Annotated in this window: 15 protein-coding genes; 9 read left to right on the forward strand and 6 right to left on the reverse strand. The window is 69.0% G+C overall.

The genetic code is table 11. The annotated features are described in order from the left end of the window. Positions 1 to 159: 159 nt before the first annotated feature. Both leuS and DX914_RS20200 read right to left on the reverse strand, forming a co-directional pair. Positions 160 to 2,898: a leucine--tRNA ligase gene (leuS, locus tag DX914_RS08105; protein WP_147300654.1), complete on the reverse strand. Its 2,739-nt coding sequence runs from the start codon at positions 2,896 to 2,898 to the stop codon at positions 160 to 162. Between the two features lie 164 nt (positions 2,899 to 3,062). Continuing rightward, positions 3,063 to 3,239 (reverse strand): hypothetical protein, encoded by a 177-nt coding sequence (locus DX914_RS20200; RefSeq protein ID WP_158549218.1) that lies wholly within the window; start codon positions 3,237 to 3,239, stop codon positions 3,063 to 3,065. A 176-nt stretch (positions 3,240 to 3,415) separates the two neighbouring features. On the opposite strand from DX914_RS20200, the gene DX914_RS08110 reads away from it, so the two are divergent. Together DX914_RS08110 and DX914_RS08115 are read left to right on the forward strand one after the other, a co-directional pair. Further along, the gene (locus DX914_RS08110; RefSeq protein WP_115858483.1) at positions 3,416 to 4,732 is read left to right on the forward strand and encodes a metal-dependent hydrolase family protein; all 1,317 of its coding nucleotides are present in this window, start codon (positions 3,416 to 3,418) and stop codon (positions 4,730 to 4,732) included. 67 nt (positions 4,733 to 4,799) lie between these two features. Beyond that, positions 4,800 to 5,051 (forward strand): SemiSWEET transporter, encoded by a 252-nt coding sequence (locus DX914_RS08115; protein WP_115858484.1) that lies wholly within the window; start codon positions 4,800 to 4,802, stop codon positions 5,049 to 5,051. Here DX914_RS08115 and DX914_RS08120 read toward each other — a convergent pair. Genes DX914_RS08120 through DX914_RS08130 form a run of 3 tightly spaced genes read right to left on the reverse strand, consistent with a single transcriptional unit; the run spans position 5,038 to position 6,493 of the window. Then, positions 5,038 to 5,658, reverse strand: a complete 621-nt coding sequence (locus DX914_RS08120; RefSeq protein ID WP_231118179.1) for a DUF998 domain-containing protein — start codon at positions 5,656 to 5,658, stop codon at positions 5,038 to 5,040. The genes DX914_RS08115 and DX914_RS08120 overlap by 14 nt on opposite strands. Next, positions 5,643 to 5,858 (reverse strand): helix-turn-helix transcriptional regulator, encoded by a 216-nt coding sequence (locus DX914_RS08125; protein ID WP_115858485.1) that lies wholly within the window; start codon positions 5,856 to 5,858, stop codon positions 5,643 to 5,645. The genes DX914_RS08120 and DX914_RS08125 overlap by 16 nt, the downstream gene beginning before the upstream one ends. A gap of 5 nt (positions 5,859 to 5,863) precedes the next feature. Beyond that, on the reverse strand, positions 5,864 to 6,493 hold the full coding sequence (locus DX914_RS08130; RefSeq protein WP_147300628.1) for a hypothetical protein: 630 nt from the start codon (positions 6,491 to 6,493) through the stop codon (positions 5,864 to 5,866). A gap of 133 nt (positions 6,494 to 6,626) precedes the next feature. Here DX914_RS08130 and trxA point away from each other — a divergent pair, with 133 nt between their 5' ends. The 7 genes from trxA to DX914_RS08165 all read left to right on the forward strand — a co-directional run bounded on the left by trxA (position 6,627) and on the right by DX914_RS08165 (position 15,449). Beyond that, positions 6,627 to 7,502: a thioredoxin gene (gene trxA, locus DX914_RS08135; RefSeq protein ID WP_115858487.1), complete on the forward strand. Its 876-nt coding sequence runs from the start codon at positions 6,627 to 6,629 to the stop codon at positions 7,500 to 7,502. Positions 7,503 to 7,816: 314 nt separating this feature from the next. After that, complete coding sequence (locus tag DX914_RS08140) at positions 7,817 to 8,266, forward strand: DUF4442 domain-containing protein (RefSeq protein ID WP_115858488.1); 450 nt, start codon at positions 7,817 to 7,819, stop codon at positions 8,264 to 8,266. Positions 8,267 to 8,534: 268 nt separating this feature from the next. After that, positions 8,535 to 10,544 carry a bifunctional serine/threonine-protein kinase/formylglycine-generating enzyme family protein gene (locus tag DX914_RS08145; RefSeq protein WP_158549219.1) on the forward strand — a complete coding sequence of 670 codons (2,010 nt, stop codon included), beginning with the start codon at positions 8,535 to 8,537 and terminating at the stop codon, positions 10,542 to 10,544. A gap of 171 nt (positions 10,545 to 10,715) precedes the next feature. Beyond that, positions 10,716 to 11,387 (forward strand): DUF502 domain-containing protein, encoded by a 672-nt coding sequence (locus DX914_RS08150; protein ID WP_115858490.1) that lies wholly within the window; start codon positions 10,716 to 10,718, stop codon positions 11,385 to 11,387. Between the two features lie 4 nt (positions 11,388 to 11,391). After that, complete coding sequence (locus tag DX914_RS08155) at positions 11,392 to 12,597, forward strand: PQQ-dependent sugar dehydrogenase (protein ID WP_115858491.1); 1,206 nt, start codon at positions 11,392 to 11,394, stop codon at positions 12,595 to 12,597. Continuing rightward, positions 12,594 to 13,385: a queuosine precursor transporter gene (locus DX914_RS08160; protein ID WP_115858492.1), complete on the forward strand. Its 792-nt coding sequence runs from the start codon at positions 12,594 to 12,596 to the stop codon at positions 13,383 to 13,385. Before DX914_RS08155 ends, DX914_RS08160 begins: the two co-directional genes overlap by 4 nt. 258 nt (positions 13,386 to 13,643) lie before the next feature. Beyond that, on the forward strand, positions 13,644 to 15,449 hold the full coding sequence (locus DX914_RS08165; protein ID WP_115858493.1) for a DUF885 domain-containing protein: 1,806 nt from the start codon (positions 13,644 to 13,646) through the stop codon (positions 15,447 to 15,449). A 69-nt stretch (positions 15,450 to 15,518) separates the two neighbouring features. Here the strand turns inward: DX914_RS08165 and DX914_RS08170 are convergent, their stop codons facing one another. Beyond that, entirely contained in the window at positions 15,519 to 15,926 is a 408-nt protein-coding gene (locus DX914_RS08170) for a hypothetical protein (protein WP_147300629.1), read from the reverse strand. Positions 15,927 to 16,104 lie beyond the last annotated feature (178 nt).

Genomic DNA, 16,104 nt, shown 5'->3' on the forward strand with positions numbered 1-16,104 from the left:
GAACGAGCCAGGGCGTGTGGAGCGAATCCCCCTCAATCCGCCTTTTCCAAAGGGGGAAGACAAGCGGTTGCGTCGCAGCCGCTACTTCAGCGCCATCCGCCTCCCCCTTTGAAAAGGGGGGATTGAGGGGGATTTGCCTTTACCCCACCACGTCGCGGCTTACGCCGCGACGATATTCACGATCTTGCCCGGCACCACGATGATCTTGCGCACGCTCAGGCCTTCCATGTACTTGACCACGTTCGGCTCGGCCAGGGCCAGGCGCTCGGCCTCTTCCTTGGCCACGTTGACCGGCACCTCGATGGTGCCGCGCAGCTTGCCGTTGACCTGCACCGCCAGCACCACCGCGTCGCGGGTCAGCGCCTCGGCCTCGGCCTGCGGGAACGGCAGGTCCTCGAGCAGGGTTTCGGCGTGGCCCAGTTCCTGCCACAGCGCATGGCTGGCGTGCGGGGTGATCGGGTTCAGCAGCAGCACCGCCGCCTCCAGCGCCTGCTGGCGCAGGGCGCGGCCGTTGCCGCTGGCGTCGTCGAACTTGGACAGGTGGTTGAGCAGTTCCATCACCGCGGCGATGGCGGTGTTGAAGCTGTGGCGGCGGCCGTAGTCGTCGCCGACCTTCTGGATGGTCTCGTGCAACTGGCGGCGCAGGGTCTTCTGCGCGGCGTCCAGCGCGGCCGTGTCCAGCGCCGGCGCGGGGCCGTCGGCGGCGTGCTTGTGGACCATGCTCCACAGCCGGCGCAGGAACCGCGCCATGCCTTCCACGCCGGCCTCGTTCCACTCCAGCGACTGTTCCGGCGGCGCGGCGAACATCGAGAACAGGCGCACGGTGTCGGCGCCGAACTTGCCCACCATCAGCTGCGGGTCGACGCCGTTGTTCTTCGACTTCGACATCTTCTCGGTCCCGCCGATATGCACCGGCTGGCCGTCGGCCTTGAGCGTGGCGCCGACGATGCGGCCGCGCTCGTCGCGCACCGCTTCCACGTCGGCCGGATTGATCCAGTCCTTCTGGCCGTCCGCGCCGTCGCGGTAGAAGGTCTCGGCGATCACCATGCCCTGGGTCATCAGGTTGGTCGCCGGCTCGTCGCTGTCGACCAGGCCCTGGTCGCGCATGAGCTTGTGGTAGAAGCGGAAGTACATCAGGTGCAGGATCGCGTGCTCGATGCCGCCGATGTACTGGTCCACCGGGGTCCAGTACTTGGCGCGCTCGTCGACCTGCTCGCTGGCGCCCGGCGAGGTGTAGCGCGCGTAGTACCAGCTGGACTCCATGAAGGTGTCGAAGGTGTCGGTCTCGCGCTCGGCCGCGCCGCCGCAGCTCGGGCAGGCGACCTTGCGCCACTCCGGGTCGGCCTTGATCGGCGACTGCACGCCGCTGAACGCGACGTCCTCGGGCAGCACCACCGGCAACTGGTCTTCCGGCACCGGCACGTCGCCGCAGTTCGGGCACAGGATCACCGGGATCGGGCAGCCCCAGTAGCGCTGGCGGCTCACGCCCCAGTCGCGCAGGCGGTAGTTGACCCGCCGGGTCACCCGGCCCTCGCCCTCGAAGCGCGCGGCGACCGCGTCCAGCGCCTGCTGGAAGTCCAGGCCGTCGAACTCGCCCGAATTCACCAGCCAGCCGCGCTCGGTGTAGGCGGCCTCTTCGTGGATCCGGCGCTGGAACTCGTCTACCACCTGCACCGCCGCCGTGGTGTCGTACACGTCCACCGCGCCGGCTTCGCCCAGCGCGCTGCGCATCGGGTCGTCGTGGCGGGCGACATGGCGGCCGATCTCGTCCAGCGCGTCGCGCACTTCGTCGGGCACGATCACCATCTTGATCGGCAGCTGGTAGCGCAGCGCGAACTCGTGATCGCGCTGGTCGTGACCGGGCACGGCCATGACCGCGCCGGTGCCGTAGTTCATCAGCACGAAGTTGGCCACGTACACCGGCAGTTCTTCGCCGGTGACCGGGTGCAGCGCGCGCAGGCCGGTGTCCATGCCGCGCTTTTCCTGGGTTTCCAGTTCGGCCTCGGTGACGCCGCCGCGCTTGAGTTCGGCCAGGAACGCGGCCAGCGCCTCTTCCTTGGCCGCGGCCTGCAACGCGAGCGGGTGCTCGCCGGCGATGGACAGGTAGGTCACGCCCATCAAGGTGTCGGGGCGGGTGGTGAACACGGTCAGCGGCTGGGCCGCGTTGCCGTCCTCGTCGCGCACCTCGAAGCGGATTTCCAGGCCTTCGCTGCGGCCGATCCAGTTGCGCTGCATGGTCTTGACCGCGTCCGGCCAGCCCGGCAGCGCGTCCAGCCCGTCCAGCAGTTCCTGGGCGTAGGCGGTGATCTTGAGGAACCACTGCGGGATTTCGCGCTTTTCCACCAGCGCGCCGGTGCGCCAGCCGCGGCCGTCGATGACCTGCTCGTTGGCCAGCACGGTCTGGTCGACCGGGTCCCAGTTGACCACCGAGTTCTTGCGGTAGGCCAGGCCCTGCTTCATCAGGCGCACGAACATGCGCTGCTCGTGCACGTAGTACTCGGGCCGGCAGGTGGCGAATTCGCGCGACCAGTCGATGGCGTAGCCCATCTGCTTGAGCTGCGCCTTCATGTGCTCGATGTTGGCGTAGGTCCACTTGGCCGGCGCGGTCTTGTTCTTGATCGCGGCGTTCTCGGCCGGCAGGCCGAACGCGTCCCAGCCCATCGGCTGCAGCACGTTGTGCCCGGTCATGCGCTTGTAGCGGCTGATCACGTCGCCGATGGTGTAGTTGCGCACGTGGCCCATGTGCAGCGCGCCCGACGGGTACGGCAGCATCGACAGGCAGTAGTACTTGGGCTTGGCCGAGCGCTCGTCGACCTCGAAGGCGCGGGTGTCGTCCCAGTAGCGCTGGGCGGCGGCCTCGACGGCCTGGGGATCGAAGGCTTTCGGGTCGGTAACGATTGCGGCGTCGCTGGACACGGGGGCTGGCGGGGACAAGGAGGACCGAACAGCCTACCGCAGCGCACAAAAGGCCGCCACGGCGGCGTGGCGAGGTCCGGGCGCGCGATGGCCCGGGCGTACGCCGCCGCGGCCGGCTCCCGTGCCGGGCCGCGGCGGTGTCCGGGTCAGCGTTTCATGCACACCCAACTGATCAACTTGCCGTTGGCGTCGTAGACCGGCGTCGCTTTCTGGCCCATGGGGCACATCATCAGCGGCGGACTGGTGGTGCCGGTCGCGCCCGCCGGAGCCGGCGCGAGCGCGGTCGCGACGAAGGCGGCGAGCAGACAGAGCGTCAACTTCATGGACGTCCTCCTGTTGATTTCCGCAAAGGTTCGCTTGCATGCTGCGGCGGCCCATCCCGGGGCCGCGCGGCGATTGTTACCGCATTCGGGCCGGCATGTGCGAAACCCGTCGCATTCTCCGCCGGTGCGCCAGCGTATGGCGCGCGGCGCCGTCCACGCCCAATGCCGGAATCCCGATGACCCGCACCTGCGCCCTGCCCTTCGCCCTCGCCGCCGCCCTGCTGGCCCCGCCCGCCCTTGCCGCCGACGCCGCGCCCGCCGCCACCGCGCTGCACTGCGGCAAGCTGTTCGACGCCCGCAGCGGCCAGTTGCTGGATGCGCGCACCGTGGTGGTACGCGACGGCAAGATCGCCGAGGTGTTGCCCGGCCGCGCCGAGGTCGCCGGCGCCACCGCCATCGATCTGGGCGGACACACCTGCACCCCGGGCTGGACCGACCTGCACGTGCACCTGGGCTCGCAGTCCAGCCCGCAGAGCTATTCCGAAGGCTTCCGCCTGGATCCCACCGATTTCGCCTTCCGTTCGGTGGGCTACGCGCGCAAGACCTTGCTGGCCGGCTTCACCAGCGTGCGCGACCTGGGCGGCGAAGTCAGCCCGCACCTGCGCGACGCGATCAACCAGGGCCTGGTCGACGGGCCGCGCATCTGGGCGGCGGGCAAGTCCATCGCCACCACCGGCGGCCACGCCGACCCCACCAACGGCTACAACGACGCGCTGTCGCACCTGATCGGCCCGCCCGGTCCCACCGACGGCGTGATCAACTCCATCGACGACGCCCGCCAGGCCGTGCGCCAGCGCTACAAGGACGGCAGCGACGTGATCAAGATCACCGCCACCGGCGGCGTGCTGTCCTACGCCAAGTCCGGCGACGCGCCGCAGTTCACCGTCGAGGAGGTCAAGGCCATCGTCGACACCGCCAAGGACTACGGCTACCGCGTGGCCGCGCACGCGCACGGCGAGGAAGGCATGAAGCGCGCGGTGCTGGGCGGCGTGACCAGCATCGAGCACGGCACCTACATGAGCCCCGAGGTCATGTCGCTGATGAAGCAGAAGGGCACCTGGTACGTGCCCACCATCTACGCCGGCCGCTTCGTCGCCGACAAGGCGAAGATCGACGGCTATTTCCCCGAAATGGTGCGGCCCAAGGCCGCGCGCATCGGCGCGCAGATCCAGGACACCGCCGGCCGCGCCTACCGCGGCGGGGTCAAGATCGCCTTCGGCACCGACATGGGCGTGGGCCCGCACGGCGACAACGCGCGCGAGTTCCTGTACATGGTCGAAGCCGGCATTCCGGCCGCGACCGCGCTGCAGGCCGCGACCATTCGCGCCGCCGAGGTGCTGGGCGTGGACGACCAGGGCGTGATCGAGGCCGGCAAGCGCGCCGACATCGTCGCCGTGCCGGGCGATCCGATCGCCGACATCAACGCGGTGATGAAGGTCGACTTCGTGATGAAGGACGGCAAGGTCTACGCCCAGCCCGGCCGCGCGCTGTAATCGCAGCCGGCAGGCGTCCAAGGGCCCGTGCCGCGCGCACGGGCCTCACCCGGCGAGGAACGCGGCTATGGATCTGGAATGGATGGGCTACGTGGCCGCCACGCTGACCACGCTGTCGTTCGTGCCGCAGGCGATCAAGACCATACGCAGCCGCGACACCCGCGGCATTTCGCTGGGCATGTACGTGGTGTTCACCGTCGGCGTGGCCTGTTGGTTCGGCTACGGCTGGGCCCTGGATTCCTGGCCGATGATGGTGTCCAACACCATCACCTTCGCCCTGGCCGCGACGATATTGGGCTTGAAGCTCAAATACGGCTGACGCCGGCGCGCGCCGCGTACCACCACCACAGCAGCCAGGCGCCGAACGCGGCGCGCTGGGCCAGCCCGGCCGGCAGCAGCGAAGGCAGCACCAGCACGCACAGCAGCACCGCCAGCGCGGCGATCAGGCTGGCGCGGCTCAGCGCCTGCAGGCCGGCGCGGCCGTGCGTGCCGAAGGCGATCGCCAGCGCGCCGGCGGCATAGGCCAGCCACCACAGCAGCCACACCGTGGCGTGCAGGCGGCTGGCGTGCGCGTCCAGATCCTGCGCGTCCAAGGGCAGCAGGCCCTGCGCGGCGAAGGCCAGCGCCGACAGCAGCGTCAGCTGCGCGCCCACGCGCGCGCTCCACGCGCCCTCGCCCAGCACCTGGCGCAGCCGCAGCGCGATCGCCGCAGCCAGCGCGCCCGGCAGCACAAAAGCCAGCAGGTTGAAGCCCAGCGCGTAGGCCACGCCGGTCGCGCCCAGCCAGGCCACCGGATGCTGGGCATGGGTGTAGCCGCCCAGCTGCGCGCCGAAGCCGGCCAGCGCGGCGGCGAAGCACAGCAGCGCGGCCAGCGCCGCATACGAACTCCAGCCCATCGCGGTCTTGCCCATCACTTGCCTTCCCATTCGAATACGTCCTCCACGCCCAGCCCGAACGCGCGCGCGATCCGGAACGCCAGTTCCAGCGACGGCGCGTAGCGGCCGGCCTCCAGCGCGATGATGGTCTGCCGGGTCACCCCGCAGGCCTCGGCCAGCGCCTGCTGGGTCATTTCGCCGCGCTCGAAACGCAGGCGGCGGATACGGTTGGCGATCGGTGCGGCGCCCATGCCGCTCAACGCCGGTCGCGCCAGTAGTAGACCGCGCTGGCCGCGTACTCGCACAGCCAGCCCCACATCAGCGCGAAGATCAGCAGGCTGGACACCATCGCCGGCGTGGCCCAGGCCAGACGCGACTGCGGCGACAGCCCCAGGGTCACGGCGATGGCGATCACGCCGAAGGTCAGCGCGCCGCGGCCCCAGCCGGCGGCGCCCTGGGCGATCTCGCGATCGCGTTCGTCCTCGCTCACCGCGCCGCGCCAGCGCGAAGCCAGCACCTGCGAGATCACCGTCCAGGCCACCAACAGCAGCACCAGCTGGCGCGCCACCGCGGAGGCCGCCGGATTGCGCCACAACTCCGCGCCCTGGAACAGGTGCAGCTTGCTCAGGTAGAAGGCGATGCTGACCGCCATGAAGCCCAGGCCGATCCAGGCCTGCCATTCGCCCAGCGCCGCGCGGCCTTCGAACTCGCTGCGCGGAATCCGGTACAGCAGGTACAGGCTGACCCAGGCCGTGCCGGCCAGCAGCGCCACGCCCAATTGGCCGGTGTCGAAACCCAACGGCAGTCCCTGCCCCGAAATCAGCAGCCACAAGGCCAAACCGGCAACCGCGACCACCGCGGCCAATCCCCCGCCACGCAATGCCATGATGTCACCCCCACACGACAGTATGTAAAGTTCACATTACACAGGACGCCGACCAATGTAAAGCACGCTTTACATGACTTGGATTCCCCCGCGGCCGGCACCATGTCCGGCTGATCGCCTTACAGGACTGCCCATGACCGCCTCCACCGCCCCGAAGCCGCACGTATTCGACGCCACCGCCGACCGCTTCGAAGCCGACGTGATCCAGAAGTCGCTGCAGACCCCGGTGCTGGTGGATTTCTGGGCCGAGTGGTGCGAGCCCTGCAAGACCCTGGGCCCGGTGCTGGAAAAGCTGGCCGGGGAATACAACGGCGCTTTCGAGCTGGCCAAGGTCGACGTGGACGCCGAGCAGCAATTGGCCGGCATGTTCCAGATCCGTTCCATCCCCACCGTCTACCTGGTCAAGGACGGGCAATTGGTGGACGGCTTCCCCGGCGCGCTGCCGGAAGGCCAGCTGCGCGAATTCCTCAAGCATCACGGCATCGAGCCGGCCGCCGCGGCCGAGCCCGAGGCGGTGGCCGCCGAGCCCGAAGCGGTCGACCCGCATGTGGACGTGCTGCGCCTGCGCGCCGAAGTGGCCGCGCAGCCGGAGCAGGACGAACTCAAGCTCGACCTGGCGCTGGCGCTGCTGCGCACCGGCGCCGCGCACGAGGCCGAGCAACTGCTGGACGCGCTGCCGGCCAACCTGGCCACCGACGACCGCGCGATCCGCGCCCGCGCGCGCCTGGGCTTCGCCGCCCTGCTCAAGGACGCGCCGCCGCCGCAGGTGCTGCAGGCCGCCCTGGCCAGCGACGAAGGCGACCTGCGCGCGCGTCACCTGCTGGGCGCGCACCTGCTGGTCGCCGGCGATTCCGAGGCCGCGCTGGAGCAGTTCCTGGAGATGCTGCGCCGCGATCGCGCCTACGAGGACGGCCTGCCGCGCAAGGCCCTGATCGACGCGTTCCGCGTGGTCGAAGACGAAGACCTGGTCGGCCGCTACCGCCGCAAGATGTCGTCGCTGCTGTTCTGAGCGCAGTGCGGGAGCACCGCTTCCCGCATGTCGCCGCCATAGCGCCGATCGGCCTACGCCTGCCTCAGCCGCGCAGCGCACTCCACCCCGTCATTCCGGCGAAAGCCGGAACCCATGTTGATCCGGCTTTTTGCTCTGGGGATCAACGAGCAGACGGAGCAAAGTCAAAATGGGTTCCGGCTTTCGCCGGAATGACGGGGCGTGGATATGTAACGCGCCATGGAATGCGCGACGCAGCATTGTCCAGCACCGCCGCCGCTTGACTATACGCATGCGTATGGCAGGCTAGGCACCCCACTCCGCCGCACCCGCGCATGAAAGCCAGCACCCTGAAACTCGGCCTCAACCTGTGGCCGCCGTTCCTGTTCAGCGGCGTGCGCGTGCGCGAGATCGCCGCCGACTACCGCCGCGCCCACGTCGAGCTGCGCATGCGGCCGTGGAACCGCAACTACGTCGGCACCCACTTCGGCGGCAGCCTGTTCGCGATGACCGATCCGTTCTGGATGCTGCTCGCGCTCAACGCGCTGGGTCGCGACTACATCGTCTGGGACAAGGCCGGCAGCATCGAATTCGTGAAGCCCGGCCGCGGCACCGTGCATGCGCACTTCGAACTGGGCGACGCGGTGCTGGACGAGTTGCGCTTGGCCACGCAGGACGGCGACAAGACGCTGCGCTGGTTCGACACCGACGTGATCGACGGCCAGGGCGAGGTGGTGGCGCGGGTGCGCAAGCAGCTGTACGTGCGGCGCAAACCCGGCCGCTGACGCCGTTACAGCGCCGCCGCCATCGCGCGCTGTCACAGATGTGAAGACCGACGGCGGCGCAATCTGACGCTGCGGGTCCAATGCCGACACGGCCACCGCGGTAAAACTGCGGAACCTCTGTGCCTACTGTGTCGAATTGCCGCCTAAGCAAGGCACAATAGGCGTACGCACCAATGGATGGGGCGTCTTCACGTATTTTGCGTGACGAATGTGTGGTCAGTCCCGGCGCGCGCGAGCGTATGCTGGGCACTCGCGACAGGGGGCCGCGATGTCCAGGTCTACATCGAACCAGCACGAGAACGAGGCGCCGTTGCCGGAGATCGCCGGCTATCGCCTGCGCCGCGTCATCAATCACGGCGGCATGTCCACCGTGTATCTGGGCGAGCAGATCGGGCTGGCGCGCGAAGTCGCGATCAAGGTGATGCTGCCCACCGCGCTGTCCGACGAGGTCAGCCGCCGCCGCTTCGAAAACGAAGTGCGCACCATCGCCCGCCTCGAACACCCGCACGTGGTGGTGATCCACGAAGTCGGCCGCACCCGCGAAGGCCTGCCCTACTACGCCATGCCCTACCTCTCGCGCGGCCACCTGGGCCAGCGCGATCTGAGCAAGGACGAGCCGCGCGTGGTGTCCATCATGGAGACGCTGCTGTCGGCGCTGGACTACGCGCATTCGCGCGGCGTCGTGCACCGCGACGTCAAGGCCGAGAACGTGCTGTTCGACGACAGCGAACGGCCGCTGCTGGCCGACTTCGGCATCGCCCTGCGCCGCGGCTTCGGCCCGCGCGTGACCGCCGCCGGCCTGGCCGTGGGCAGCACCGCCTACATGGCACCCGAGCAGGCGCGCGGCGAAGACGTGGACGGCCGCGCCGATCTCTACAGCCTGGGCGTGCTGGGCTGGGAAATGCTCACCGGCCGGCTGCCGTTCGAGGCGCCCGACGCGCTGTCCATGGCGGTGATGCACGCGCAAGACCCGATTCCCAAGCTGCCGCAGCACCTGCGCCATTGGCAGCGTTTCATGAACCGCGCCCTGTCCAAGCAGCCCGGCCACCGCTTCCAGGACGCGGCCGAGATGCGCCAGTGGCTGGCCGACATCCACCGCAGCGGCGTGGTCCACGCGATCAAGCGGCTGATCCCGCGCGGCGGCAAGCTGCGGCAGTGGGCGATGCCGCTGTGGGCCGGCCTGGCCGTGGTCGCGGTGGCCGTGGTCACCGTCGGTTTCGGCCTGAGCAGCGCCAAGGACGACGGCTTCTTCCGTGTCGAGGGCGCGCCCGTCGCTACCCCGGCCGCCGGCGGCGACGACCCCACCACGGCGATGATGGCGCCGCTGCCGGAAGCGCCGCTGCAGCGCTCGCTGGAAGAAGCGCGCCGCTACCTGCGCCAGGGCAAGCTGACCGCGCCCGCCGACGGCAACGCCTACAACAGCCTGCTCACCGCCTGGCATGCCGACAGCACCAGCCCCGAGGTGCACACCGCGGTGGCCGAACTCACCCAGGCCTTCGCCGAGCAGATCGCGCTGGCCGTGCGCGAACGCAACGACCAGCGTGCGCGCGAACACCTGGTCAACGCCACCGCGCTGGCGCAGCAGACCGGCAACGCCGATTCGTCCGCGATGCGCGCGTTGCGCGAACGCGCCGGCACCGCGCTGCAGGCGCGCATCGAACTGGACGCCAAGCGCAACGACCGCGCCGACGCCGAACGCGCCGCCGCCCTGGCCGCCGAACTGGGCCTGCCCAAGGCCAACACCGCCAAGCTGCTGGCGCAGGCGCGCGCGATCGGCGGCGGCCTGCCCGGCCAGCCCGTGGCCGTGGGCAGCCTGAGCCAGGACAACGGCCGCATCACCGTGGCCCTGAGTCCGCGCCCGGTCAGCCGCGCCGAGTACGCGCGCTTCGCCAGCGCCAGCAACCGCGAACCGGCGCTGTGCCGCGAACGCGCCTCGCTGCTGCGCGTGCTGGCGCCGCGCAACTGGCAGAGCCCGGGCTTCAAGCAGTCCGACGGCGAGCCGGTGGTGTGCGTGTCGCAGGCCGACGCCGAGGCCTATGCGCAGTGGTACAGCCAACAGACCGGCCGCCGCTACCGCCTGCCCACCGCAGCCGAAGCCGAGGCGCAGAGCGCCGAAGCCGGCGGCCGCGCGCTGTCGATGTGGCTGCGCGACTGCGGCCGCAACTGCCTGCAGCGCCAGGCTGCCGGCGCTTCCTGGCGCAGCGCCCAGGGCCAGCGCCCGCTGACCGCCGCGCGCGGCTACGACGACGTCGGCTTCCGCCTGGTGCGCGAACGCTAGGCCGCCGCTCCGGCCTTGGGGTAGGAGCGGCGTAATCCGCGACCGCGAACCAACGACCTGCGCGTCGACAACGAAGTCTGGCCGTCCATCGGTCGCGGCTTGCGCCGCTCCTACCCCAAAGTCCGATCGTCAAGCCGCACCGCCGCCCGCGCTCGCCTACAATCTGGCGCCATGCGCATGTCCAACCTGCAACGCCTGTTCCTCACCGGCCTGCTCACCCTGCTGCCGATCTGGCTGACCTGGGTGGTGGTCAAGTTCGTCTTCGTGCTGCTGTCCGACACCAGCCGGCCGCTGATCGACCCGCTGCTGGCCAACCTGGCCGCGACCAATCCGCAGGCGCTGGGCTGGCTGACCGAATCCTGGGTCGCCACCGGCATCGCCCTGGCCGCGACCCTGGGCGTGATCCTGCTGTCGGGCGTGATGGCCCGGCGCGTGTTCGGCCAGACCGTGTTGCGCGGCTTCGAAGCGCTGATCAAGCGCATCCCGCTGGCCAGCACCATCTACTCCAGCGCGCGCCAGTTGCTGGACATCCTGCAGACCAAGCCCGACGGCACCCAGCGCGTGGTGCTGATCGACTTCCCGCACACCCAGATGAAGTCGATCGGCTTCGTCACCCGCGTGCTCAAGGAACAAGGCACCGGCCGCGAACTCGCGGCGGTCTATGTGCCGACCACGCCCAACCCCACCTCCGGCTACCTGGAAATCGTGCCGGTGGAACTGATCACGCCCACCGACTGGACCGTGGACCAGGCGATGAGCTTCATCATCTCCGGCGGCGCGGTGTCGCCCGAGAGCATTCCCTTCTCCGTTCCCGTCGCCAACGACGCCCAGCCCGCGAACTGATCCCATGAACCTGCACGGACGCACGCCGCTTTCTCTGTTCCGCCGCACCGCCTGCGCGCTGCTGGTCGCGCTGCTGGCCCTGCCCGCTACGGCGACCGAAGCCGTGGCCCTGCTGCCGCAGACGGTCAAGCTCGACGACGGCCGCAGCTTCAAGCTGACCCTGCCGGCGAACCTGGAAGTACTGCCGGTGGCGCAGGGCTACAAGCGCATCCGCTTCTTCGCCCGCAGCCCCGACGGCCGCATCTTCCTCACCGACATGCGCGACCTCAGCGACAACCGCAAGGGCCGGGTGCTGATCCTGGACGGCTGGGACGAGAAAAAAGCCAAGTTCGCCCGCGTCCACACCTACCTCAGCGAGCAGCGCAACCCCAACAACCTGGCTTTCTACACCGACGCGCAAGGCCAGCAATGGCTGTACCTGGCGCTGACCGACAAGCTCGTGCGTTACCGCTACCAGGCCGGCGACGTGGCGCCGTCCTCGCCGGCGCAGGTGCTGGCCACCTATCCGGACTACGGCCTGAGCTACAAGTACGGCGGCTGGCACCTCACCCGCACCGTGGCCTTCAACAACGGCAAGATGTACGTGTCGGTGGGCAGCAGCTGCAACGCCTGCATCGAGAAGGAAGCGGTGCGCGCGACGGTGATGGAATACAACCCCGACGGCAGCGGCGCGCGCGTGTACGCGCGCGGCCTGCGCAACGCGGTGGGCCTGATCGCCCACGACGGCCGCCTGATCGCGACCAACCAGGGCTCCGACCACCTGGGCAACGACAAGCCCGACGAAACCTTCTTCAAGCTCGAGGACGGCGCCGACTACGGCTGGCCGCACTGCTACCACAGCCAGGGCAAGGTCTACGCCGATCCCAAGTTCCCGCGCAAGGCCGGCTGCGGCAAGGTGCCGCGCGCGTTCGGCTGGTTTCCCGCGCACGCCTCGGCGCTGGGCGTGGACTGGTTCCCGGCCGGCGGCGACGCCTTGAGCGAGCAGTACGTGGTCGCCCTGCACGGCTCCACCAACGCCAAGATCGGCCACGGCTACAAGCTGGTGCGCGTGAACGCCGACGGTCGCTACAGCGCCGACCTGATCACCGGCTTCCTCGACGGCGGCAAGGTCAACGGCCGCCCCTGCGGCGTGCTGCGCATGGGCCGGGACGCGTTCCTGTTCACCGACGACAAGTACGGCGTGATCTATTACGTGAGGCCCAAGCGATGAACCCACCGGTGGCCGGCATCGGCGCACGTACCCTGGACGACCGCGCGCTGCGCTTGTTCATCGTGCTGTCGGCGTTCTTCTGCGTGAACGCGGTGCTGGCCGAGTTCATCGGGGTCAAGATCTTCGCCCTGGAAGACACTCTGGGCATCGCGCCGCTGCAATGGAACCTGTTCGGCCAGAGCGGCTCGCTGAGCTTCACCGCCGGCACCCTGCTGTGGCCGGTGGTGTTCCTGATGACCGACGTGATCAACGAGTTCTTCGGCCGCCGCGGCGTGCGCACGATCTCGTGGCTGGCGGCCATGCTGATCGTGTACGGCTTCGTCTTCGCCTTCGCGGCGATCTCCCTGGCGCCGGCCGGCTGGTGGGTCAAGGCCGCCGAATCCCAGGGCGTGGCCGACTACCAGGCCGCGTTCGCCGCGGTGTTCGGCCAGGGCCTGTGGACCATCGCCGGTTCGCTGGTGGCCTTCATGCTGGGCCAGCTCATCGACGTCGCCGTGTTCCACCGCATCCGCAACGCCACCGGCGAAAAGCACATCTGGCTGCGCGCCACCGGCTCCACCGCGGTATCGCAGCTGGTCGACAGTTTCGTGGTGCTGTACATCGCCTTCGTGCTGGGCCCGCAGAAGTGGCCAACCTCGCTGTTCCTGGCCGTGAGCACGGTCAACTACGCCTACAAGATGCTGGCCGCCTTCGCGATGATCCCGCTGATCTACTTGGTGCGGGCGGCGATCGTGCGCTACTTGGGTGAGGCGCGTGCGCATCAGTTGCGTGAGGAAGCGGCGGCCTAAGTGAGAGTCGCGGCGCGAGGTTGGCGCTGCGCGTGCCCTCACCCCAACCCCTCTCCCGCAAGCGGGAGAGGGGCTAAGACCAGCGGCGTCGGATGGGTTCCCTCTCCCGTTCACGGGAGAGGGCTAGGGTGAGGGGATGAGCGCGCAGCGCGAATGCCCTTAGATTTGCAGCACACGCCCATTCACCCGTGACTTCCGACCGGGGCGGGCGGCAAGCCCCTCGGCCATGCTGGCGGCTTCATCCTCCGGGGAACCCCCATGACCTTGCGTCCGCTCGCCCTAGCACTCGCCCTGACCCTGGCCGCCGCGACGGCCGCGCCCGCCGTGGCCGCCGACGCGCCCAAGGCGGTCGCTTCCGATTCCGCCAAGGCCGCCAAGCTCACCGCGCTGTACGCGCAGTACTGGGAAGAGACGCTCAAGCTCAACCCGGTGCAGGCCACCTTCCAGGGCGACAACCGCTACAACGACCAGCTGCCCGATTTCGGCAGCGCCGAATATCGCAAGCAGTCGCACGACTTCACCGTGCGCTGGCTCAAGACCGTGCAGGACATCGGCCCGGCCGGCCTGCAGGGCCAGGATCTGCTGAGCTTCGAGACGTTCGTGCGCGAAGCCAAGAGCTCGCTGGAAGGCGAGCAGTTCCCCGACTGGATGATGCCCGTCAACCAGATGGGCAGCATCCCCAGCTTCGCCGCGCAGATGGGTTCGGGCACCAGCGCGCAGCCGTTCAAGACCGTGCAGGACTACGACAACTGGCTGGCACGCGGCAACAAGTTGCCGGTGCTGTTCGACACCTCCATCGCCAACATGCGCGAAGGCATGAAGGCCGGCGTGGTCCAGCCGCGCGCGCTGATGGTCAAGGTGATCCCGCAGTTGGACGCGCTGATCAAGGACAAGCCCGAAGACACCCTGTTCTGGGGCCCGATCAAGGACCTGCCCAAGGACTTCTCCGACGCCGACAAGCAGCGCCTGACCGCGGCCTACCGCGAGATGATCGCCAACCGGCTGATGCCGGCCTACAAGAAGCTGCGCGCCTTCATCAACGACGAATACCTGCCGGCCACGCGCGACAGCGTGGGCCTGGACAAGCTGCCCAACGGCCAGGCCTGGTACGCCTTCAACGCGCGGCAGCGCACCACCACCGATCTGAGCCCGGCGCAGATCCACCAGATCGGCCTGGACGAGGTCGCGCGCATCCACGGCGAGATCCGCAAGATCATGGCCCAGGTGGGCTTCAAGGGTTCGCTGCAGGACTTCTTCAAGTTCATGCAGACCGACCCGCGCTTCAGCTTCAAGAGCGAGGAAGCGCTGCTGGAGCACTACCGCGCGCTGGAGGCCAAGATCAACCTCAAGGTGCCGCAGCAGTTCTCGCTGCTGCCCAAGGCGCCGTTCGAGATCCGCGCGGTCGAGCCCTTCCGCGCCCAGTCCGCGGCCGGCGGCGAATACCGCTCGCCCAGCGAGGACGGCAGCCGTCCGGGCGTGTTCTACGTCAACACCTACGACCTGCCCACGCGCAAGACCTGGGACGCCGAGGACCTGTACCTGCACGAAGCCATCCCCGGCCACCACTTCCAGCTGGCCCTGCAGCAGGAACTGACCGGTATCCCGGCCTTCCGCCGCTTCGGCGGCGAAACCGCCTTCATCGAAGGCTGGGGCCTGTACGCCGAGTCGCTGGGCAAGGACCTGGGCGTGTACACCGATCCCTACAACTACTTCGGCTATCTCCAGAACGAGCTGTGGCGCGCGATTCGCCTGGTCACCGACACCGGTCTGCACAGCAAGGGGTGGACCCGCGAGCAGGTGATCAAGTACATGCTCGACAACTCGGCCGAGAGCGAGACCCAGTCCACCGCCGAAGCCGAGCGCTACATCGCCTGGCCGGGCCAGGCCCTGGCCTACAAGATCGGCGAGCTGAAGATCCAGGAGCTGCGCCGCAAGGCCCAGCAGGAACTGGGCGCCAAGTTCGACGTGCGCGAGTTCCACGCCGAAGTGCTTAAGGACGGCTCGGTGCCGCTGGAAGTGCTGCAGCAGAAGATCGACCGCTGGATCGCCAGCAAGAAGGGCTGAGCGCATAGCGCAGCCTGATGAAAAAGCCGGGCGATGCCCGGCTTTTTCTTTGCCCGTTGCCGCCGCGGCTTACTTGATCGAAAAACTGATCGTGTAGTTCGACTTCTTGCCCTGACGCGTGGCCGCGCGCATCTGATAGACGCGCACCGTGTAGTCGCCGCTGGCCGGCAGGCGCCCGCTCCAGCGGTTTTCGCCGCTGATGGAACTGTTGACCAGCGCTTCCTGGCTGCCGGGCGGCAGCACGTTGAAATAGGCGTTGGTGGACCCCTTGAGGCTGACCGTGAGCGTCTGCCCGGCCTTGGCCGCGAGCACGTAGTCGCGGCTGTCGCCGAGGCTGCCGCTGAGGGTGGCGGCGTTGGCGCCGGGCTTGAACGCGACGCGTTCGGCCAGGGCGCTGCCAGCGAGCAGCAGGCCGGCGCAGAGCGCGGCGGCCAGGGCCGCGCGGCGTGGGAAGGGCATGAGAGCGGTTGCGGACATGAGGAAAGACTCCGTGTGAGAGGCGGCAACGCATGGGCGCGCATGCGCCAGCAGCCTCTCGGCCACCGCCGTGGCCACAGCATAGGCAGGCCAGGCCCGCCTCCAGCCTGAACGGATGCTGGCGCGCTCGTCCATCACATTGCTGAATCGGCGAAAAAATCGCCAATTGGCACACCCA

It is taken from the genome of Lysobacter silvisoli (assembly GCF_003382365.1).
Lineage (GTDB): Bacteria > Pseudomonadota > Gammaproteobacteria > Xanthomonadales > Xanthomonadaceae > Lysobacter > Lysobacter silvisoli.